Below are 18,791 nucleotides of genomic sequence, written 5' to 3'. Positions count from 1 at the left end.
ACAAGAGTCTGAGGCGGCCGAATTTGTCTATCAGTCAGCTCCAATTAACCATTCCAGATATGCGTTATTTTATTCATTGATATGTTGATTTATAAGAAATTATAGCACTCGATCTGTTAAATTGACGGTCAGGCGCGCACAAGATTTCATGTTAATTTATTTTCCTGCGTCGAGTCTGTCTTGCCATGCCGACTCTTCGACATTCTTACTCTCACAAAACCTTCACAATTGCCGTGCTAGACTCGTTGCGTAGTACGTAGTATCTTCCTGAATGTTAGTCGATCAACGTTCTTTGAGCGTTGATCTTTTTTATGGCGCGCGGTACGGCTTCTGCTGCTGTAAACCCATTCCTCTGCAATCATTCCACAAAAGATTCATTTGCGGGTCATAAAAATTCGGTATGCTACAGGCTCGTTATATTTAGTCGGGCTATTGTTATGGATTCCCCTGCCTCGTTGTCATCCGTTGCTACTGAACTAGGCGCGCTTGCTGAAGAAAAATTACTGGCGATTCCGGAATATGCGGAGCGGCAGGATTTGCACGCCGAATTGAATGCAGTGGCGTATGAGTTGCTGGCGCCGCCATTTGAGCTTTCGCATTTGGTCTTGTTGTCGGAACGCGACCGGGTCGATCAGGAGCGTCAATTGGTGGGTGAGTTATGTACGCGCTACGGCATCGATCCGCCGAATGCGCACGAAAACGATTTCAGCGCGGATTGCGGCGAGTTTCGCCTGCGCTGGGAGCGGCATACCGAATACTCGACATATACCATTTATCGCGCCAAGCCGTTTGACACGCCGTTTGAGCATCCCGCGGTTGCGTATGTGCCGCAGGATTGGCTGGCGCGTTTGCCGGGTGAGTTGCTGGTGGCGACGCATATCGCGCTGGAAGACCGTTCGCGTCCCAAACGCAGTTTGCATGAACTGGTGAATTTATTCGCTTCCGGAACGGTGATCGGCTCCAAGGTGGCGGGCGGCGCGGCCAGCGTATGGAGCGATAACCAGATTCATGCCGACAATTTTGGCCGTATTCTGATTCATGACGACAACTTGCGTAGCCGTCAGGTCGGGCGGCTAGTGCAGCGTTTGCTGGAAATCGAAACCTACCGCATGCTGGCGATGCTGCCGCTGCCCGTCACGCGTAAGATCATACCGCAACTGGCGCGTGCCGATCAGCGCCTGGCCGAATTGACCGCAAACAGTGCCGGACTGACCTGCATCGAGGATGAGCAGAGCTTGCTGAATGAATTGACCCAGCTGGCGGCGGAAACCGAGCGTTTGTCGGCGCTCACCAGTCACCGCTTCAATGCTTCTAGAGCGTATTACGATATCGTGAAATTGCGCATCACCGAATTGCGCGAGGAGCGTATCGAAGGGTTACAGATGCTGCAGGAATTCATGATCCAGCGGCTGTCGTCGGCGATGGGGACGTGCGAACTGGTGCATACCAAGCTTGAAACGCTGTCGACCCGTTTGGGGCGCGCGTCGGCGTTATTGCGTACGCGTGTCGACTTGTCGATGGAAGGACAGATCCGGGATTTGCTGAAATCCATGGACAATCGTGCCCACGTGCAACTGCGCATGCAGGAGACGGTGGAAGGTTTGTCCGTGGTGGTGTTGAGCTATTATCTACTGGGCATAGTCGGTTACGGATTGAAAGCGCTGAAAGCGGCGGGGCAGGATATCAATGTCGAATTGTTGACCGGCATCGCGATCCCGTTCGTTGTTCTCGCCGTTTACTTTGTCGTGCGCGGTGTGCGTTCAGTGATTGGCAAATTGCACCGGGATAAGTGAGCGGTGCAATTTGCCCGATGCTAGGAGAACGCTGATTAATTGACTACACGAGCGAATCACTTCGTTGCGCGGTACTCGCTCCCTTGCCTATCTTGTAGAGATGTCTCGGTTGCTGTGTTCCGTGCGCCTCGTGCTTCATCTCGTTCGCCGAATTAATCAGCGTTTCCCTAGCATTCGGTGATGCTGACCGCCAATCCGCCGAGCGATGTTTCCTTATATTTCACCGACATTTCCAATCCAGTTTGTTTCATTGCGGCAATGCAGTTGTCGAGCGACATGAAATGCTGGCCATCGCCGCGGATTGCTAATGATGACGCAGTGTACGCCTTGATCGCACCGAAGCCGTTGCGTTCGATACAGGGTACCTGCACCAGGCTGCCTACCGGATCGCAGGTCATGCCCAGGTGATGTTCCAATGCGATTTCCGCCGCATTTTCAATTTGCGCTGTCGAGCCGCCTTTGATCGCGCATAAACCGGCGGCTGCCATCGCGGAAGCAGAACCGACTTCGCCCTGACAACCTACTTCGGCGCCGGAAATCGAGCTGTTGTGCTTGATCAAACCACCAATCGCACCGGCCACCAATAAGAAATCGCGTACTTGTTCCAGCGTTGCCCCTTCGTGTTTGACCGCATAATAAATCACCGCCGGAATGACACCCGCAGCGCCGTTAGTCGGTGCGGTAACAACCATATGTCCTGCTGCATTTTCCTCATTGACGGCCATGGCGTAAGCGCACAGCCAATCGTTCAAGTTGGCTTTTTGCGGATTGTTCTGTAATTGCAGAAACAGCGCATGCGCGCGGCGTTTAATGTTGAGTCCGCCAGGCAACCTGCCTTCGGCCACCAAACCTTTTTCCAGGCAGGTGTGCATCGCGTCCCAAATGGCGTCCAGACCATCGTTCAATACTTTTTCATTCATGCGCTCAAGCTCATTGCTGCGTTTCATGGCGGCAATCGATAGGCCGCTGTCGGCGGACATTTTCATCATTTGATTGGCGGAATCGAACGGAAAACCGCACGAACTGGTTGCTTCCATTTTGATCGGCGCAACGATCTGGCCAATCTCGGACAAAGTGGAGATGAAGCCGCCGCCGATTGAGAAATAAGTTTCTGTCAGCAGCGTCTTACCGGTTCCATCCAGCAACTGAAAAATCATACCGTTCGGATGTTCCGGCAATGGCTCGCCACGATCAAAAATAATGTCTTCGGGTGGATTGAAATGAACGGTGATCGATTCGTTGATCGGCAGCATATTTTGCTGCCAGAGTTTCTGGAACAGTTCATTGACGTCCAATTTGGCCAGTCCTTGCGGAGTGTGATTGTGCATGCCTAAAGTCACCGCGCGGTCGGTGGCGTGACCCTTGCCGGTAAACGCCAATGATCCGCGCAAAGTACAGCGTACTTGCAGGAAATCCGGAATTGGATGACTGGTGACAAAAGTCTGAACGCGGCCGCGAAAATCCTTGGCTGCAACCATGGGACCCATGGTGTGCGAACTGGAGGGGCCTACACCTATTTTGAAAAGATCAAGAACGCTGATAAACATTAAATTGCCTGTGAAAATTTAGAGGATCTGAGTGATGTTCCGCAGAAAGTGCGTACTGAAAATCGAAGCGCAGTAAGTATGCTATATGTCTTGCACCGACTCAACAAATTTTTGTTGATAACCATGATAGGACTGACTATCAGGTATTTTATATTGCTTGATAGTTGATTTGCTGGATATCTTGCATTTCATAAAGAAATGAGTATAATTAAGAATCATTCTCATTATTAATGATCATTAGATCGTTATTTGTAAGACAAGAATTTTTTAAATATAGATCGCAAGGTATTTAAAATGTACGTATGTATCTGCAAAGGTGTAACCGAAAGCGCGCTGCGTGAAGCAATTTATCAAGGCGCGGGCCGGATGAGGGACTTAAAAGCCAGCTTGGGGGTAACGGAGCAATGTGGTCTGTGCGCGTGCCATGCCAAGGAGGTTCTGGATCAGACATTGGTGCAGAAATCTCAGCTGCAAAATTTTACTCCTCAATCAACTTGCGTGTGCGAAACAGCAATCTGAGGGAAATCCAAGAATAGTTTGGGCGCAATAAGGATTTCCCGGCTGATTGTGGAATCTTGCTGGTGAATCCGGGTTAGTTATTCAATTCATTGCATTTTAATAATAATATTTACCCGCGAATCGGGTAAGCACTGCAAAAATAATTTTGCACTCACTCATGATATGACTATTCGTGGTTTTACTAGATACATCTGTTTTTGTGCGGTATTCGTCAGTGTGTGTCTAGCGGCAGCTTTTTTGCCTAAGCCTAGCGTTGCACAATCAGTAAATACTTCAACGGCAGTGCGGACCTACGATATTTCTGCCGGTTATCTGCACGACGCACTCATGCAATTTTCACAACAGGCCGGAATTAAACTTGCGCTGGATCCTGCGCTATTGCAGGGGAAAGTCACGCATGGTTTGACGGGTGATTTTGAGATCAAAGCAGCGCTCGATCAGTTGCTGACCGGTTCCGGCTTGCAAGTGACGCAGCGCGACGATGGTTTTGCTATCGTCGCAGTACCTTCGGCTTCTCCTGAACCGGTTGTCACCACATTGCCGGCAATACAAGTCACGGCCAGCAATACCAATCGCTACGCGGCGGTGAGCACCAGTACGGCGACCAAAACCAATACGCTGCTGCGGGATGTGCCGCAAGCTATCTCGGTGATAACCAATGAGTTGATTAAAGATCAATCGGTGCGAAGCATCGGCGATGCCGTCCGTTATGTGCCCGGCGTCGGTATCTCCCAAGGCGAGGGCAATCGCGATGCACTGGTGTTTCGCGGTAACCGTTCCACCGGCGATTTCTTCACCGATGGTATTCGCGACGACGTGGAATATTACCGAGATCTCTATAACATCGAGCGTGTCGAGGTGCTCAAAGGCGCTAACGGCATGATTTTCGGCCGCGGTGGTTCGGGTGGTGTGGTTAACCGTGTCAGCAAGCAGGCCAATTGGAATCCCACAAAAGAATTTTCTTTCCAAGGGGGATCTTTCAATCTGAAAAGAATGACCGCCGATGTCGGGTACGTGATTAACGATATGGCCGCGGTCCGCTTGAATGCGCTCTACGAAGATGCCGGCAGTTTCCGGGACGGAGTCAGCATGGAACGGCTGGGCATCTCCCCAACGGTGACGCTAAAACCGACGCATCGCACCAAGATTATTGCCGGCATGGAGCGGTATCACGATGACCGTACCGCTGATCGAGGCATTACTTCATTCATGGGGCGGCCTGTCGATGTGGATCGATCGCAATTCTTCGGGGATCCGCGACGTAGCCACGCTAATGTCGATGTGCTGGCCTTTAATTCCTTGATCGAACATAAATTTGACAATGGCATCACGCTGCAAAACCGCACCAATTATGCGACCTACGATAAGTTCTATCAAAATGTGTTTGCCAACGGCGGATTGGATAATGTGCTCAATGAAGTTTCGCTGGGAGCTTATAGCAATGCGACTAAACGAGAGAATGTTTTTAATCAGACAAACTTGCTGTATTCCTTAAACACAGGCCCTATTGCGCATACGCTGATGGCCGGTATCGAAGTGGGGCGCCAGGAAACCCATAACCGGCGTGAAACGGGCTTATTTAATAATAGTCTGGCTATGACAAGCCTGCCGGTATCTTTCAGTAATCCGATCACTCATGTTCCCATTACTTTTAGAACCAGGAATGGCGGCAGGGACGGGGATGTCGATGCATTGAACCGTAGCATTGTCAACGTGACTTCGCTTTATATTCAAGATCAGATCGAGATCATTCCGCAGCTTCAAGCGATTGTAGGGGTGCGTTATGACTTGTTTGAAGTGGACTTTCAGCAGAAAAATGGCCCGAGAGAGCATTTAAAAACGAGAGACGATCTGATTGCACCCCGTTTTGGTTTGATCTATAAACCTATTACTCCTGTTTCATTTTATGCAACCTATAGCCAGGCCTATGTGCCGCGTGCCGGTGATCAGCTGACAGCCTTGAACGTCACGACTGAAACACTAAAACCGGAAAAATTTACAACGCTGGAGGCAGGGGTGAAATGGGATATACGGCCGGATTTAGCGTTTACCACTGCGGTTTATCAGCTGGATCGCACCAATGTCATCAACTCGGTGGTCGGCGGACAAACCTTTCTAACCAAAGGGCAACGTACCGAAGGTGTTGAAGTCAGTTTGTCCGGGCAGTTGACCTCAAATTGGAGCGTGATGGGGGGGTATGCCTATCAAGTCGGCGAAATCACCAGCGACATCCAAAGCGTTGCGAAGAAAGGTGCGTCGGTAGCGGAGCTTCCGCGCCATACTTTTTCAATGTGGAGCCGCTACGATATTACGCCGAGTATCGGCGCAGCATTTGGTGTGATTCACCGGGATAGTATGCTTGCTTCATTGACGAATCGCGTTACTTTACCTGATTTTACTCGCGTGGATGCAGCGCTTTTTACGCAATTCACCAAAAGTTTCCGCGGTCAGTTAAATATAGAAAATTTATTTAATACGAAATATTTCGCTTCTGCACAAAACGATTTTAACATTGCTCCAGGTTCACCCATTGCGATCAGAGCGACTTTGATTGCCAATTTTTAGTTCACAAAAATAAAAAAATATATTTTTTAGTTGCGACTGTAAATAATAATAGTTATCATTTGTATTCTCGTTAATGTTTATTGTATAGAGGAGTTTTTATGTATTTATTGAGGAGACTCATAAATTCACTAAGTATGTTGTTGATCGTGAGTTTATGTTTCATGGTTGTAATTAATAATGCGGTTGCGGCCTCGAATACCGCAGCTATCGAATCTGCGGTCACTGCTTACAGAACGATTGGAACGCTGCGTAGAGAAGTGCCGATTAACGGTGATGCCATTGCAGATGCTTATGCCGGTGTTTTACAAACATTGGTGCAAGAAGTCGATACCGCCAATTCATTAAGTCTGGATAGTGATGTGCTGGCGGCCATCGACGATATTAAAAACGATTATGCGCCAAGACTCGCGGCGCAAGTCGTCGACAAGACGCTGCAGCGCGTGTTTTATCAAGCGATCTGGAATCGTATTGCTGCCATCCGCGATCAATTTGAAACCGGCACATCAACTGCGTTGATAGCCATGCTGGATGAATCGGTGGCCGCATTTCAAGCCATATCCGCCACTGTAGCCAGAGAAAATCAGCTATTGACTGCCGACCGTCAAGCACTCGAAGCTGGCAGCAATCCAGGACTCGATGTGGAGGTGAACGATCACTTTTCCAGAATTAGAACAGCAATCAATAAAAGTAATCCGGAAGAAGATTTCGTCACGGTGCAAATCGCCCGTTACGCGATACGGATGTCACTTGCACGCGCTTACTACATTGCGGTATTACGTGAAGTTGCCGGTGCCATTGAGAATAGAGCCGCGGATCCGGAAGAAACCAGCATTGAACTCAAGGAAGGAGAGATTTTCTATCGCGTTATTGAATCGCTGGTGGCCAGAGGAAATCCTGCCGGCAGCTTGAGGATAAAAGCGCAATTAACAGGAGATCCATCCAAAGTTGTTGCCGATGAGATTGTCAGTGAGCTAGGAAAAGGTTTTATTGGCCGTGTCGTTGCCGAAATGAATGGTCAAGCAAGCGCCATCACGGAAAAAGACCGCCCGCATGCCGTGGCCGAAGCGGCAGGCGCCAAATATTTTGCCAGAGTCCTGTTGCCCGATCTCGAGTTGCGATTGGGTGCTGCTGACCGGGGCAGTCTGGAAACTGAGCTGGAAAATTTAATGACTGCCAGCAATGAACTCAGTGCTCCCAAATCCGAGCTGGCGCGCAATGCCATATCGGCTCTGTTGACAAAGTATGAGAACGCACTGAATCGGGCCAAATATGAAGTGGCGCAACATACTGCCCTTGTGGAAAATGCCCTGGCCGATTACCAGGCAATCGATGCGCTGCGGAATCAAGTGCCGATCGATGCTGACGCCATCGCCGGGAAATATGCTGGAGATTTACAGCAACTGACGCAACTGGTCGATCAAATTTATGGCTTGACGATCGGCCAAGATGTTACCGCAGCCATTGCACAGGTAAGTTCCGGCAATCAAGTTCCCTTGGCTTTGCAAGTGATCGATAAGTCGCTGCAGAAAATGTTTGCGTTGGTTGTTTATAACCGTGTCACGCTGGTTCAGGAGCAGTTCGGCAATTTATCGGCAGATGCGCTCGCGCTCGAATGGGACAGAGCGTACACCGCTTACTCGGCGATTGCTAAAACAGCGAATAAGGAAGACAAAGTGCTTTCCTCGGACAAACAATCGATTGTGTCAGGTAGCGATCCCGATCTGGATTATCAAATCACCGCTGCTTTTATTCAAGGCAAACGGGCATTCGATAAAACCGACGCAGGCGATGCGCAAACATTAGCGCTGGCTAGTGAAAATATCGTCATTCCCTTGGTCAGGAGTTTTCTGATCGGCGTGCTACGGGAAGTTCAAGGTATTATCGAAAATAGAGCCGCGGAAGCCGACGAAGCCAGGGAGAAACAGATCGAAGGCGAATATTTTTACCGCATCGTGGAAGGTTTTATCGCTCAGGATAATCCATCGGGAAGCAATCAGATCAAAACCCAGTTTACTGGCGAACTATCCAATGTCGTTGCCGACAAAATCGTCAGTGAAATTAGCAAAGGCATTCTGGGGCAGGTAGAAAGAAGTATTCATCAAATCGAAGCCAATTTCACAGCCGATAAGAATCAAGCGTTGCTGGCTTTGGAAAGATTGTCGCTGTATACCGGCGTTTTCTTGGCTGATCTCGCTCAGCGCTTGAATACATCGAAACGCGCCAGTCTGGAAAATGCAATTCGCGATCTGAAAGATGCGATCAATAACGGCAATACTGATAGAGCCGTTGCATTGCGGTCCATAATGACCGGAATTCTTGCGGAATACGAGAGTAAGTTGTTGTAACAGCAGGTTCCCTCCCTCGCAGTTTTAGCCCTTCTACGAGGGAGGATTGTGTTCAAAAGGTTACTTACAGTATTTCAAACCCGGCTCCGCGATCGTGGAGCCAGTCGTAGCCAGCCACGACACCCCCTGTCTTTAGCCAGCCATTCTTATCACCGATGCGATCGCAGAATATGAGCGATCGCTGCCAATGTCTAATGTAACGCTTACACCAATCGAGAGATGGGTAACAAGAAAACGTTATTGTCTGGCTGGCATTGATCGTCAATACAGGCACTCTCACAGCCCGGGAATATTGGATAGTGGCAGACGAAGTGCAATGGAATTATGCCCTCTGTATTCCTATCAACCCGATGTCCGTGGACGATGGATGTATCACTGTCATGTCAATGATCATATCAATGCCGTCATGATGACGAGCTTCATTGTTGAATAAAACTCAGCTGTAGAGAAGAAAAGAAAAGGGCCAATCCTGGAAGATCCGGGGTTGGCCCTTATGAGTAAGGAAGAACTAAAAGAGAATTGAGAATGAAGTTTACAGATTGAAAACAATCATATCCGCGGTGATCGCGTTTACGTTGACGCCAACCAGTTCAATGGAAGCTGCGCCGTTGAGGAATTCAGCGGTAAAACCGGTGTCACCGTTATCGGTGATATTCGTGATAAAAGAAAGCAGTTGCGGCACCGAGTCGATTCCGAGGGCTTGCGAGTCGAAAAATAACCGGTCTTCACCAATCGTGAAATCCGTGACTTGAAACCTTCCATAGCCATAGAAGCCAAAGGTATCGTTGCCACTTTCTCCAGTGAGCCGGTCGAGGTCACCCTGCACAAGTGTTCTTCTGCCGCCTTCTACAGTGATGATGACCGGCTTGCTGCCACCCGCTCTCAGGATATCGTCGCCTGCGCCGCCAAATAATTTATCAGTACCTTCCTGGCCGTCGATATCGTCATTGCCATCTCCGCCATTCAGCGTGTCATTGCCATCCCCGCCTTTCAGCGTGTCATTGCCGTTTCTGCCTTGAAACTCGTCATGCCCTGTACCTCCCGTGATGGCATTGTCTAAGTCATCGCCTATATACAGTAAATCATTGTCGGTGAATCCGGCGGAACCAATCCCTTCAAAAGGAAAACCATCGATAAATTTGACCGATCCCGATCCTAGATTGGGACGAGGTCTAGTGGTGACTGCCATAATGTTGCCTCCTATTTCTAATCTGATGTGTGCATTTAACAAATAAATGCGGCGATTTTTCTGTCTCGTCTCATTATATTGAATAAATAATAATGAGAATGATTCCTATTATATTAAATAATGGTTAAAATGCAATCTTTATTATTACCGATTATTGAAACTGAAAAGGTTAAGTGGCTGGAAATAAAGCAATAGCTGCTAAATATAACCATGAAGCTTGATGAATTGTTATTAAAGGCAAAGGAATTAATCATCGTCGGCAAGTACAACGATGCTGACGGGATTCTCGAGCCGTTGAAAAGTGAATATCCACTATCCCCGGAGGTTGCTCGCGCGTGGTGTTCGTTGGCGATGCGCACGGGCCGGACGGCCGATGTGTCCGCGTATGCCGCAAAAATCTACGCGCATGTGCAAGGTGACTTTCACAAAGCACACTGGGCGCATGTGCTCGGAACCGCGAGTTTTATTTTGCTGGATTTATCCACCGCGCATGCGCATTTCACTTATGCGCTGAATCATCTGATGGCGCTGGCTAAATCCGGAAAAATCCCGCCGTATAAAGAACAAGTCAAACCCAGCCAACCCGATACCAATGTATTCGCTTCGGGAGAAGCGGAAAAATTGCTTTGGGCGACTTGCGCGGAACTGGCCAAGTTGAATATTCCGGTATTTCCTTTTGCCGGTACTTTGCTGGGTTTGGTTCGCAATGGCTGCTTGCTGGATTTCGATAAGGATCTCGATATCGCCGTGCAAATGGAGTTCTGGGATGCCTGCTGCGCGACGCTTGAGCAAGCGGGCTGGGTACGCGCACCGATGCGGATCGAATACGCCAATTATCGCGATTATATCCATCCGGAATTGGGGATTACGCTGGATGTGTGCGGCCTGCAAGCCCGCGGTAAACAGATCGTCGGCGGTTTTGCATTGCCCGGTTACCCGGATGATTATCAGCGCGTCTCGGTTTTCCCCAAATTCGATCTGACGCAGCGCAGTACAGAGCACGGTGAAGTCTGGTTTCCGCGCCAGCCGGAAAAGATTCTGACCGCGTTCTACGGCGACTGGCGCACGCCGAATCCCAATTGGGATACCGTGATATCCGCATGCAATCTGGAAAACTTTACCCAGCTGGTGCGTTGCTATGCCTATCACAGACTGATACAACGCTGGTTGCTGGGAGATTTGGCCAAAGCGTGGTGCTATGCGCACCAGATTGTTCTGAAGGACCCCGATGACGTGCTTGCGCTGCGCAGCCGGCAGTGGATGGAGCGCGCAATGGCCCGACTGAACCGGGAAATTCCCGTGTGGCCGAAAAATCAGCGGCAGAAACGGGTTTATACCCGCATGGTGGCCGATCTATTTCATGAAGGTCATATCAACTTTTTACGGGCGGCGCGCGCATTGGGCACGCACCTGACCGTCTGCGTGGTTTCCGATGAACGCGTGGTGGAAAATAAAGGTAAATTGCCCGTCATGAAGCAAGCGGAACGCGCCGCCGTTGTGGCCGCCTGCAAGTATGTCGACGCCGTCATGACGGAAACCCCTGCGAGCGTCACCCCGGAATTCATGCAGCAGCATGGTTTCGATATTTACACCTTCGCCTGCGCATCGGAACAGGAACGCCAGGATAAATACAAACTCTGCGAGTCTTTACCGGCTGAAATGATTCAGGAGCTACCTTACACTCCGGGTATTTCTACATCCGATCTGGTGGCGCGTATTTTGGACGGTGCAGGAAGTAAGGAAACGCAAATAAAGAGCGAGTAACATCCAAAAAGAATTCTGCACACCCGGAAATGCCTGGTTTTCATCAATGTGGCAAATTTCCACCGGAACCACACGCGCCAAATTGTGTTCCAGTTCAGTCTGCACCGCCTTGATGCGTCGGGTCGGCTTGCGCATACTGAATTTCTCGACCTGTCAGGTAACGATCCATCGGAATCTTTCACCCAATCCCTGATTGCCGCTTGTGGAGAAGATGAGCCGGTATTTGTCTACAACGCCGGATTTGAGACGGCGCGCATACGCGAATTGGCGGAGCGTTTCCCTTCTTTAAGCCAACCGCTGCTAGCGATCAATGATCGAATCGTCGATCTGCTACCGGTTGCGCGTGAACGCTACTACCACCCGAGCCAGAAAGGCAGCTGGAGCATCAAGAAAGTGCTGCCTGCTTTGTCGTGCCTGAATTACGGTACGATACCTTGGATGGCGTGCAGGATGGCGGTATGGCGATGAATGCTTTTTTGGAAGGCATTCATCCGGATACCGCACCCGAACGCAAAACCCAGATCGAACAACAGCTTCTGGCATACTGCAAATTGGATACTTACGCTATGGTGCGTTTGTGGCAGGTATTTTCCGGGTGTACGGATTTGAATCTCTGAATCATGACCTGATACTCTGGATTTCTGAAAGCCATCCGCCTATTTCATAAATTGGAATCACTGCTGTCCGAAGATCAACATGTGGTCGAGCTAGATGATGTCTGCAAGGTTGTTGCATCAGTGGTTAATTCGGCAATGCTGGAGTGGTGGTTGAGGGAGGTATTTAGAATGTTAATAAGTAGCCATTGATGCAACAACAATAAAAAAGGAATAAATCAATTGAAATATTTTCAATACTCTGATTGTGAGACAAAAAATTATTTTATTTTTACATTAAGGCAAGTCGGATCATGGTCGGGAAATGTAGAAGATAATGCACCTGGTAATAGAATCAAAGCCAGAGTGCCTTCTTTTCAGCGTGGTTTGGTTTGGGAGCCCCAACAAATTGAATTGCTTTGGGATTCGATTTTTCGGGGCTTTCCCATAGGCTCAATAGTTATCATCGATAGAATTAAAGAACAACATGATAAATCCAACCCAACGCATGCAAAAAGTGAACAGACACAAGAATCTGAAGTGGATACATCGCATCACATTCTTGATGGTCAACAACGCTGCAACGCAATAGCCTGGGGGTTTGTTGATCCTTGGAAAGATGGAATAAGTAATGACGTTGTTTTGTGGCTTGATCTAATTCCTAAAAGCCTTCTCAAAAATACCACTCGCAAATATCTGTTTCGGGTTGCAACAAAAGCGCATCCATGGGGATTTCATAATGGAGATGAGGCAAGCATTTTAAAAGTAGAGCAGCGAAAAGAATTTATGGGGAAAGTAGATAACTTTAAGGAAAATTTTAAAAAGTATGATTGTGAAAAACTGTCGTATAAATTTAAAGAAAAATACCTTTCTCAGAATTTTAATGAAAGACCTTTACCGAGCTTAGCACTACCTTACTATGCAGAATTTCCCGTGCCCGTATTTTTGTTATTCAGACACTTCAAAGAAGGTAAGTTAGATTGGGATGCACTAGCTCAGGAAGAATGGATAAGCTTTGTTGAGAGTTGGGCGAAGGAAGCTAATAAAATTAGTGATATAAGTAAGGGTGAGCGTGAAATTGTTGAATCGGGTCTGAGAAAGGCAGAACAATGTCGTCTTATTGCGTTATTGGTGTCAAACGAGGGGATAGAAAATAGTATTGATAATATTGAGCAAATATTTCAGCGGTTGAATGGACAGGGAACACCACTAGATAATGAAGAACTTATCTATTCGATGATCAAAGCTTATTGGCCTGAAATTGAGGAAATAATGAATAAATTGGCTAAAAAGCCAATCACTGATGTGAGATTAGTGAACTTAGGCATACGCATTGCATTGACTGAAGAAAGTGATCAAAAAATTGAATCTCAATTAACAGTAGATCAGATCCGTAAAATTTTCAGCAAAAATCCTGATAAGGATATAAAAGATCTTGAGAAACGGGAAAGAATTGAGAAATATTTTGGTTCAGGTGAATTAGAGAAGGCATTAATTTGGATTGATGAAAGCTTTTTATACGAAGAGAAGAGTCGTACCTATGGTTTGCCTGCCTATCTGAGGAGTAGCATTGCTTGGTCATCACGAGAAGTATTTGCTTGGTTGATGCTACTTGCCAAGAGATATCAATACATATCCATGTCTTGCGAAGATAAAAATACTAGAAGGATTATTGGGTTAGCTCTCGTTGTTCATTGGTTTGGGATAGATAAAGAGAAAGCAATCAATAGATTGATTAATGAAAGTGATTTATCAAGTATAAAGATCGCAGATATGAATAAGAATAGCGATAAAAGATTAGTTCTTGTTCCTTTGAATATTACGGATCTTAATGAGGCTTTTCAGCTTGATGAAAATAGTTCACCTGAGCAATTGATTAACTGGTCAAGTTTTTGGCAGGGCGTTGTAGTTCGCAATAAAGATGGTAAAGAGAAAAAAACGGATGAGCAAAATGAGAGTATAGGTTTGTTCATCGAGAAACTTCGTCAGCAACAAGAGTTATTGGTTTATGCGCAACGCGAATATCTTGAGGATGCTTTCAAAGGATTCGATCCATCCAATAAATTAATGTGGAAAGGACATAATAGGCCATGGGATTATGATCATATTCTTGCATCTGAGAAACTGAATGGCACGGGAAAGGGGAAGCGTGAACAGCTAAAGTTTCATGAGATCTGTAAAGCTTGGCAGCAATCGATAGGTAATCAAGTTGCAGTCGATTTTTCTTTTAATCGGGCGGCGCAAGATATCGATCCTATCGAAAAATATAAATCAGTGAAGATTAAGGGATACAACTTAAAAGAGCGCGGGTTCGATGTTTTTGCAAGCGATGATGAGTTGGAAAGTTTTAAATTAAATCTTTCAGATCTTCAAAGTAAAAATGATCCGCTAAATCCTGCTCGAAGTTTTGTACTTGCTAACAAAAAACGGCTAATTAAGATATACCAAGAATGGTATGACAATCTTCAAATTGATTAGGCAGAATAATCATGTGTTAAGAGAATTTATTGGTATTGTGGATAGCGGATTACAGTTTTTTGATAGAAAAACAATCAGTTTTATTACCATCCTTTGGGGAGTGTATTGAATAACAATGAAAATTTCCCAGTATGCGGCCTTCAGTCAGCGTGGTCGAGGCAAATCACATAACGAGGACGCTGTTTTGCTAGACGGTCAGGTGTATCAAGGCAGTGTTCGCGAAGGTAGGATGGTAGATACTTCGCAGCCACGCTATTTTGCCATTGCCGACGGAGTGGCCATCGGGACGTTGCCGCGTTTGGCCAGCCGGCGTTTGCTGGAAATTTTGCGTGATCATCTTGCATCGGCATCCGCGACGGAATCATTGTCGACATTGCTGCATCGAGTGCAGCAAGACTATGTGGCGCTCAGTGAAAATCCAAAATTGTACGGTATGGCTTCAACGTTGGTGGGGGTGCGCTTGCTTGGAAATGCGGCGACCATTTTTAACGTCGGCGATTCGCGGGCTTATCTTCTGGCGGATGGCCGGGCAGATCTGTTGAGCCGTGATCACAGTTTGTTGAACGATTTGATGGATGACGGTGAAATCACTGCTGAGCAAGCTACAAATTCTGCGAGTATCTTGCAAGGCCTTACTTGCCAGTTCATCGTGGATGCCGAATGCGATGACTTCAGGGCAAATATCGCCACGCATGAATTGCAACGCGGTGAACGTATTCTATTGTGCAGCGATGGATTAAACGAAGCCCTGGATGATGTACAGATTGCTGCGCTCTTTGCCAATGAGTCTGAAGCAGACCTTGTGAATGTCCTCAAAGCTGCACGCCGCGCGGGCGGCAGCGATGATTTTTCGGTCATTGTGCTGGCAGGTGATCAATAGATTACTTTGTCAGTTGCTCAAATCGGTTGCATGCCGCCTTTTTATGCGAATTCCGCAGACTGTGTAACATCATTCCCCCGGTTGCAACGTAACCGGCACGTCCATTTTCTCACCCTTACGCAGCACGGTAATCGTGATGATGTCGCCGACTTTGTAGCTATCGATACGGTTCAGCAATTTTTCCACTGAATCCATGGGTTTTCCATCAACGGCAACAATGATGTCGTTGGCGATGATGTTGCCTTCCGGGGTCAGTGTTGCGCCGCGCAATCCGGCTTCGTCGGCGGCTGAGCCGGGGCCGATGCTTAGGATAACCACGCCGTTCACTTTCAGAAATTGAGTCAAACGGTTGTTCAGTTTGCTGTCGACGGTGATGCCCATGGCCGGGCGGATATATTTGCCGCGGCTGATGATTTGCGGAACGACGCGGTTGACGGTATCGACCGGCACGGCAAAGCCAATCCCGGCGCTGGCGCCGCTGGGGCTGTAAATGGCGGTATTGATGCCGATCAGGCGGCCTGCGGAATCCAACAGCGGGCCGCCGGAATTGCCGGGGTTGATGGCGGCGTCGGTTTGAATCAGATTGTCGATGGTGCGTCCATCGCCGCCGGGGAGTGAGCGATCCAATGCGGAGACGATCCCAGTGGTCAACGTCCAGTCCAGACCGAATGGATTGCCGATGGCGAATACTTTTTGCCCCACCTTAAGATCGTTGCTGGTGCCGATCGGCACCGGGGCTGGCCGCTGAAAGCCGATGCCGATTTTCAGCACGGCGATGTCGTGCGCCGGGCTTGCGCCGACCAGGGAAGCCTTGTAATCGCGTCCGTCGGCGAGACGCACGGTGGCTTCGCTGGCGCCTTTAACTACGTGAAGATTGGTGATGATGTGCCCGCTATCATCCCAGATAAACCCCGAGCCGGTGCCGCTGGGAACGGAAAAAGTATTGCGCGTCCAGGCATCCATGACGCGCTGGCGGGTGGTGATGAACACCACCGAGTCACGCGAATTTTCAAATAATTCAATCGTGCTTTTTTCGTCTTCCGCCAGATTGCCGCGCGCCTGTACGACGCGGGGTTCCGCGCTCTCTTGCTGGCTCTGGCCGGAAAAGGGATTCCAATGAAAAATATTCGGAAAATAGTGGTAAAGGAAGCTGTGAAAAAATAACACCAGCAATACACCGGCCAGCGTGTACCAGATGAAACGGGAAAAGAATCCGTTGGGCATGAATATTCGCTCCTTTAGTGATTATTTTTCATTATTTGCTATAGGCTTGTGCCCATCGTATCAGATCGTGCTCGCCCATCGCGCCCGCTTGCCGGGTGATTTCCCGGCCGCCTTTAAATAGTACCAAGGTTGGAATGCTGCGGATGTTATAACGAGCGGCCAATCCTTGCTCTTCTTCGGTATTGACTTTGACCAGACGCATGTGCGGTTCCAGAGCAGCCGCTGCTTTGCTGAAGGCCGGCGCCATCATGCGGCAGGGGCCGCACCACGGCGCCCAGAAATCGATCAGCACCGGAATATCGTTGTTGGTGATGTGCCGGTTGAAATGATGCTCCGTCAATTCGGCCGGTTGTGCGGCAAACAGCGGTTGATGGCAAGCGCCGCATTGGGGCGATGCCTCGAGACGGTCTGCCGGTACGCGGTTGGTGGCATGGCAGTGCGGGCATACGATATGTAAAGACATGGTGATTTCCTGATGAATACGTTTATCGAATCGATAATTTCTTAGCTTTCATCCAGTCCGGATGCTTTCAGGCGGGCGCGCAGCGATTCAATTTCCTCGATCATATCGGCGACCAGTCCGGCCAATTCCGGATTGCCCTCGAAGTCGCGTTCTACCGCGATGATTCTTCTGATGCGCATAAAGCTGCGGCTATCGAATATCCATACATCCGGGTCGGCGCCGATTAAATCGTCATTGCGCAACAAGCCCCACTGCACGCGTTCGATGATCCACTCCCGGCTGACATGGCAGCTTCGTGCCAGCTCATCCAGGCTGAATAGGGCATCTTCCAGTAAAATGGCTTCAATCTCATTCGACATGACCTAGACTCCGAGATTTTGGCGCGGATTAAATGCGAGTTCCTGCGCCATGGTTTGATAAAACGTGCGTTCTTTTTCACCGGTGGCCGGTGGCAGCACGACTTCCAGCACCAGATACAAATCGCCGGGTGTTGCCGCCGGAATGCCGCGTCCTTTCAAACGCAGTTTACGCCCGGACTGGGAATTTTCCGGCACACGCACTTCGACTTGACCATCCGGCACCGGTATTTTGATGGTTGCACCCAGCATTGCTTCCCAGGGCGCGACCGGTAATGTGGCATAGACATCCTTGTTTTCGATCCGGTAACGGCTATGCGGCTTGAAGTGAACTTCCAGGAACAAGTCTCCGGCCGCTTCACCGGCATGCCCCGGACCGCCTTGTCCGGCCAGCCGGATCACTTGCCCGGCGTGTACGCCTTTGGGAATGCGCACATTCAGCGTATGCTCGGCCAGCACGGTGCGCCCTTGATCGTCGAGTTTGGGCATGCGCAGCGTCAAACTGCGGGTTGTGCCGTGATAGCTGTCTTCCAGGTCGAGCATGATTTTGGCGTGATGATCTTCACCGCGTTTGCGTTGATGCGTATGGCGCGTGCCCGCGCCCATGCCGCCGCCGAATAATTCGGCAAAGAAATCGCTGAAATCCGCTGCTTGCGCACCGTTAAATCCCCGTCCCCGGAACTCAAAATTGCTATCCCATCCGGGTGGCGGCTGAAAATCGCTGCCTGGCTGAAATCCGCCTTGCCCCAATTGATCGTAGGCAGCGCGTTTTTCCGGATCGGACAGTACCGCGTTAGCCTCGTTGATTTCTTGCATTTTGTGCTCGGCGTCCGTTTCCTTGGAAACATCCGGGTGGTACTTGCGTGCCAATCGGCGGAACGATTTCTTGATCTCTTCCGCTGTCGCATCGCGCGAGACACCTAATGTTTTGTAGTAATCCTTAAATTCCAAGTCAGTTCCCCTCGTTGATTACGCTTCCGGCATCTCATTATTGCCGCTTTCAGCGCATTAGTGAAGTTGCATGCATATCCGTATTGCTTACCCATTCTCCACGACTAAATGGGTTCACGGCAGG

16 protein-coding genes are annotated in these 18,791 nt (G+C 48.9%); 10 read left to right on the top strand and 6 right to left on the bottom strand.

Annotated features, from left to right (window positions below; genetic code table 11):
* Nucleotides 1-437: 437 nt before the first annotated feature.
* Nucleotides 438-1,793, top strand: a complete 1,356-nt coding sequence (locus tag R2083_RS11650) for a DUF3422 domain-containing protein (RefSeq protein WP_317538547.1) — start codon at nucleotides 438-440, stop codon at nucleotides 1,791-1,793.
* 167 nt (nucleotides 1,794-1,960) lie between these two features.
* Here the strand turns inward: R2083_RS11650 and R2083_RS11645 are convergent, their stop codons facing one another.
* Nucleotides 1,961-3,340: an L-serine ammonia-lyase gene (locus tag R2083_RS11645; RefSeq protein WP_317538546.1), complete on the bottom strand. Its 1,380-nt coding sequence runs from the start codon at nucleotides 3,338-3,340 to the stop codon at nucleotides 1,961-1,963.
* A gap of 294 nt (nucleotides 3,341-3,634) precedes the next feature.
* Here R2083_RS11645 and R2083_RS11640 point away from each other — a divergent pair, with 294 nt between their 5' ends.
* The 4 genes from R2083_RS11640 (at nucleotide 3,635) to R2083_RS11625 (ending at nucleotide 9,202) form a co-directional block, all read left to right on the top strand.
* Nucleotides 3,635-3,859 carry a (2Fe-2S)-binding protein gene (locus R2083_RS11640; protein WP_317531413.1) on the top strand — a complete coding sequence of 75 codons (225 nt, stop codon included), beginning with the start codon at nucleotides 3,635-3,637 and terminating at the stop codon, nucleotides 3,857-3,859.
* Nucleotides 3,860-4,096: 237 nt separating this feature from the next.
* Nucleotides 4,097-6,424 carry a TonB-dependent siderophore receptor gene (locus R2083_RS11635; RefSeq protein WP_317538545.1) on the top strand — a complete coding sequence of 776 codons (2,328 nt, stop codon included), beginning with the start codon at nucleotides 4,097-4,099 and terminating at the stop codon, nucleotides 6,422-6,424.
* 161 nt (nucleotides 6,425-6,585) lie between these two features.
* The gene (locus tag R2083_RS11630) at nucleotides 6,586-8,769 is read left to right on the top strand and encodes a hypothetical protein (protein WP_317531411.1); all 2,184 of its coding nucleotides are present in this window, start codon (nucleotides 6,586-6,588) and stop codon (nucleotides 8,767-8,769) included.
* A 316-nt stretch (nucleotides 8,770-9,085) separates the two neighbouring features.
* Complete coding sequence (locus R2083_RS11625; RefSeq protein ID WP_317538544.1) at nucleotides 9,086-9,202, top strand: multicopper oxidase domain-containing protein; 117 nt, start codon at nucleotides 9,086-9,088, stop codon at nucleotides 9,200-9,202.
* Between the two features lie 99 nt (nucleotides 9,203-9,301).
* Here R2083_RS11625 and R2083_RS11620 read toward each other — a convergent pair whose 3' ends face one another.
* Complete coding sequence (locus R2083_RS11620; protein WP_317531409.1) at nucleotides 9,302-9,958, bottom strand: hemolysin expression modulating protein; 657 nt, start codon at nucleotides 9,956-9,958, stop codon at nucleotides 9,302-9,304.
* 210 nt (nucleotides 9,959-10,168) lie between these two features.
* On the opposite strand from R2083_RS11620, the gene R2083_RS11615 reads away from it, so the two are divergent.
* The 5 genes from R2083_RS11615 (at nucleotide 10,169) to R2083_RS11595 (ending at nucleotide 15,673) form a co-directional block, all read left to right on the top strand.
* Nucleotides 10,169-11,722, top strand: a complete 1,554-nt coding sequence (locus tag R2083_RS11615) for an adenylyltransferase/cytidyltransferase family protein (protein WP_317538543.1) — start codon at nucleotides 10,169-10,171, stop codon at nucleotides 11,720-11,722.
* Nucleotides 11,723-11,806: 84 nt separating this feature from the next.
* On the top strand, nucleotides 11,807-12,190 hold the full coding sequence (locus R2083_RS11610) for a DUF2779 domain-containing protein (RefSeq protein WP_317538542.1): 384 nt from the start codon (nucleotides 11,807-11,809) through the stop codon (nucleotides 12,188-12,190).
* Nucleotides 12,187-12,339, top strand: a complete 153-nt coding sequence (locus R2083_RS11605; protein WP_317531406.1) for a hypothetical protein — start codon at nucleotides 12,187-12,189, stop codon at nucleotides 12,337-12,339. Before R2083_RS11610 ends, R2083_RS11605 begins: the two co-directional genes overlap by 4 nt.
* A 219-nt stretch (nucleotides 12,340-12,558) precedes the next feature.
* Nucleotides 12,559-14,793, top strand: a complete 2,235-nt coding sequence (locus R2083_RS11600; protein WP_317538541.1) for a DUF262 domain-containing protein — start codon at nucleotides 12,559-12,561, stop codon at nucleotides 14,791-14,793.
* Between the two features lie 115 nt (nucleotides 14,794-14,908).
* The gene (locus R2083_RS11595; RefSeq protein ID WP_317538540.1) at nucleotides 14,909-15,673 is read left to right on the top strand and encodes a PP2C family protein-serine/threonine phosphatase; all 765 of its coding nucleotides are present in this window, start codon (nucleotides 14,909-14,911) and stop codon (nucleotides 15,671-15,673) included.
* Between the two features lie 69 nt (nucleotides 15,674-15,742).
* Here the strand turns inward: R2083_RS11595 and R2083_RS11590 are convergent, their stop codons facing one another.
* From R2083_RS11590 to R2083_RS11575, 4 genes are read right to left on the bottom strand one after another with little or no spacing between them, the layout of a single operon-like run.
* Complete coding sequence (locus tag R2083_RS11590; protein WP_317538539.1) at nucleotides 15,743-16,897, bottom strand: S1C family serine protease; 1,155 nt, start codon at nucleotides 16,895-16,897, stop codon at nucleotides 15,743-15,745.
* Nucleotides 16,898-16,928: 31 nt separating this feature from the next.
* Entirely contained in the window at nucleotides 16,929-17,366 is a 438-nt protein-coding gene (gene trxC / locus R2083_RS11585) for a thioredoxin TrxC (RefSeq protein ID WP_317539001.1), read from the bottom strand.
* A 35-nt stretch (nucleotides 17,367-17,401) separates the two neighbouring features.
* Nucleotides 17,402-17,719: a chaperone modulator CbpM gene (locus R2083_RS11580; protein ID WP_317531402.1), complete on the bottom strand. Its 318-nt coding sequence runs from the start codon at nucleotides 17,717-17,719 to the stop codon at nucleotides 17,402-17,404.
* A 3-nt stretch (nucleotides 17,720-17,722) separates the two neighbouring features.
* Nucleotides 17,723-18,667 (bottom strand): DnaJ C-terminal domain-containing protein, encoded by a 945-nt coding sequence (locus tag R2083_RS11575; protein WP_317531401.1) that lies wholly within the window; start codon nucleotides 18,665-18,667, stop codon nucleotides 17,723-17,725.
* Nucleotides 18,668-18,791 lie beyond the last annotated feature (124 nt).

The sequence above is a fragment of the Nitrosomonas sp. Is35 genome, from assembly GCF_033063295.1.
GTDB lineage: Bacteria > Pseudomonadota > Gammaproteobacteria > Burkholderiales > Nitrosomonadaceae > Nitrosomonas.
This window is presented reverse-complemented; position numbering and strand designations above follow the sequence as displayed.

What these genes read in the sequence shown, in the direction of transcription:
- R2083_RS11650 (WP_317538547.1), top strand. Translation starts at nt 438, where the DNA reads ATGGATTCCCCTGCCTCGTTGTCATCCGTTGCTACTGAACTAGGCGCG.
- R2083_RS11645 (WP_317538546.1), bottom strand. Translation starts at nt 3,340, where the DNA reads ATGTTTATCAGCGTTCTTGATCTTTTCAAAATAGGTGTAGGCCCCTCC.
- R2083_RS11640 (WP_317531413.1), top strand. Translation starts at nt 3,635, where the DNA reads ATGTACGTATGTATCTGCAAAGGTGTAACCGAAAGCGCGCTGCGTGAA.
- R2083_RS11630 (WP_317531411.1), top strand. Translation starts at nt 6,586, where the DNA reads ATGGTTGTAATTAATAATGCGGTTGCGGCCTCGAATACCGCAGCTATC.
- R2083_RS11625 (WP_317538544.1), top strand. Translation starts at nt 9,086, where the DNA reads ATGGAATTATGCCCTCTGTATTCCTATCAACCCGATGTCCGTGGACGA.
- R2083_RS11620 (WP_317531409.1), bottom strand. Translation starts at nt 9,958, where the DNA reads ATGGCAGTCACCACTAGACCTCGTCCCAATCTAGGATCGGGATCGGTC.
- R2083_RS11615 (WP_317538543.1), top strand. Translation starts at nt 10,169, where the DNA reads ATGAAGCTTGATGAATTGTTATTAAAGGCAAAGGAATTAATCATCGTC.
- R2083_RS11605 (WP_317531406.1), top strand. Translation starts at nt 12,187, where the DNA reads ATGAATGCTTTTTTGGAAGGCATTCATCCGGATACCGCACCCGAACGC.
- R2083_RS11595 (WP_317538540.1), top strand. Translation starts at nt 14,909, where the DNA reads ATGAAAATTTCCCAGTATGCGGCCTTCAGTCAGCGTGGTCGAGGCAAA.
- R2083_RS11590 (WP_317538539.1), bottom strand. Translation starts at nt 16,897, where the DNA reads ATGCCCAACGGATTCTTTTCCCGTTTCATCTGGTACACGCTGGCCGGT.
- R2083_RS11580 (WP_317531402.1), bottom strand. Translation starts at nt 17,719, where the DNA reads ATGTCGAATGAGATTGAAGCCATTTTACTGGAAGATGCCCTATTCAGC.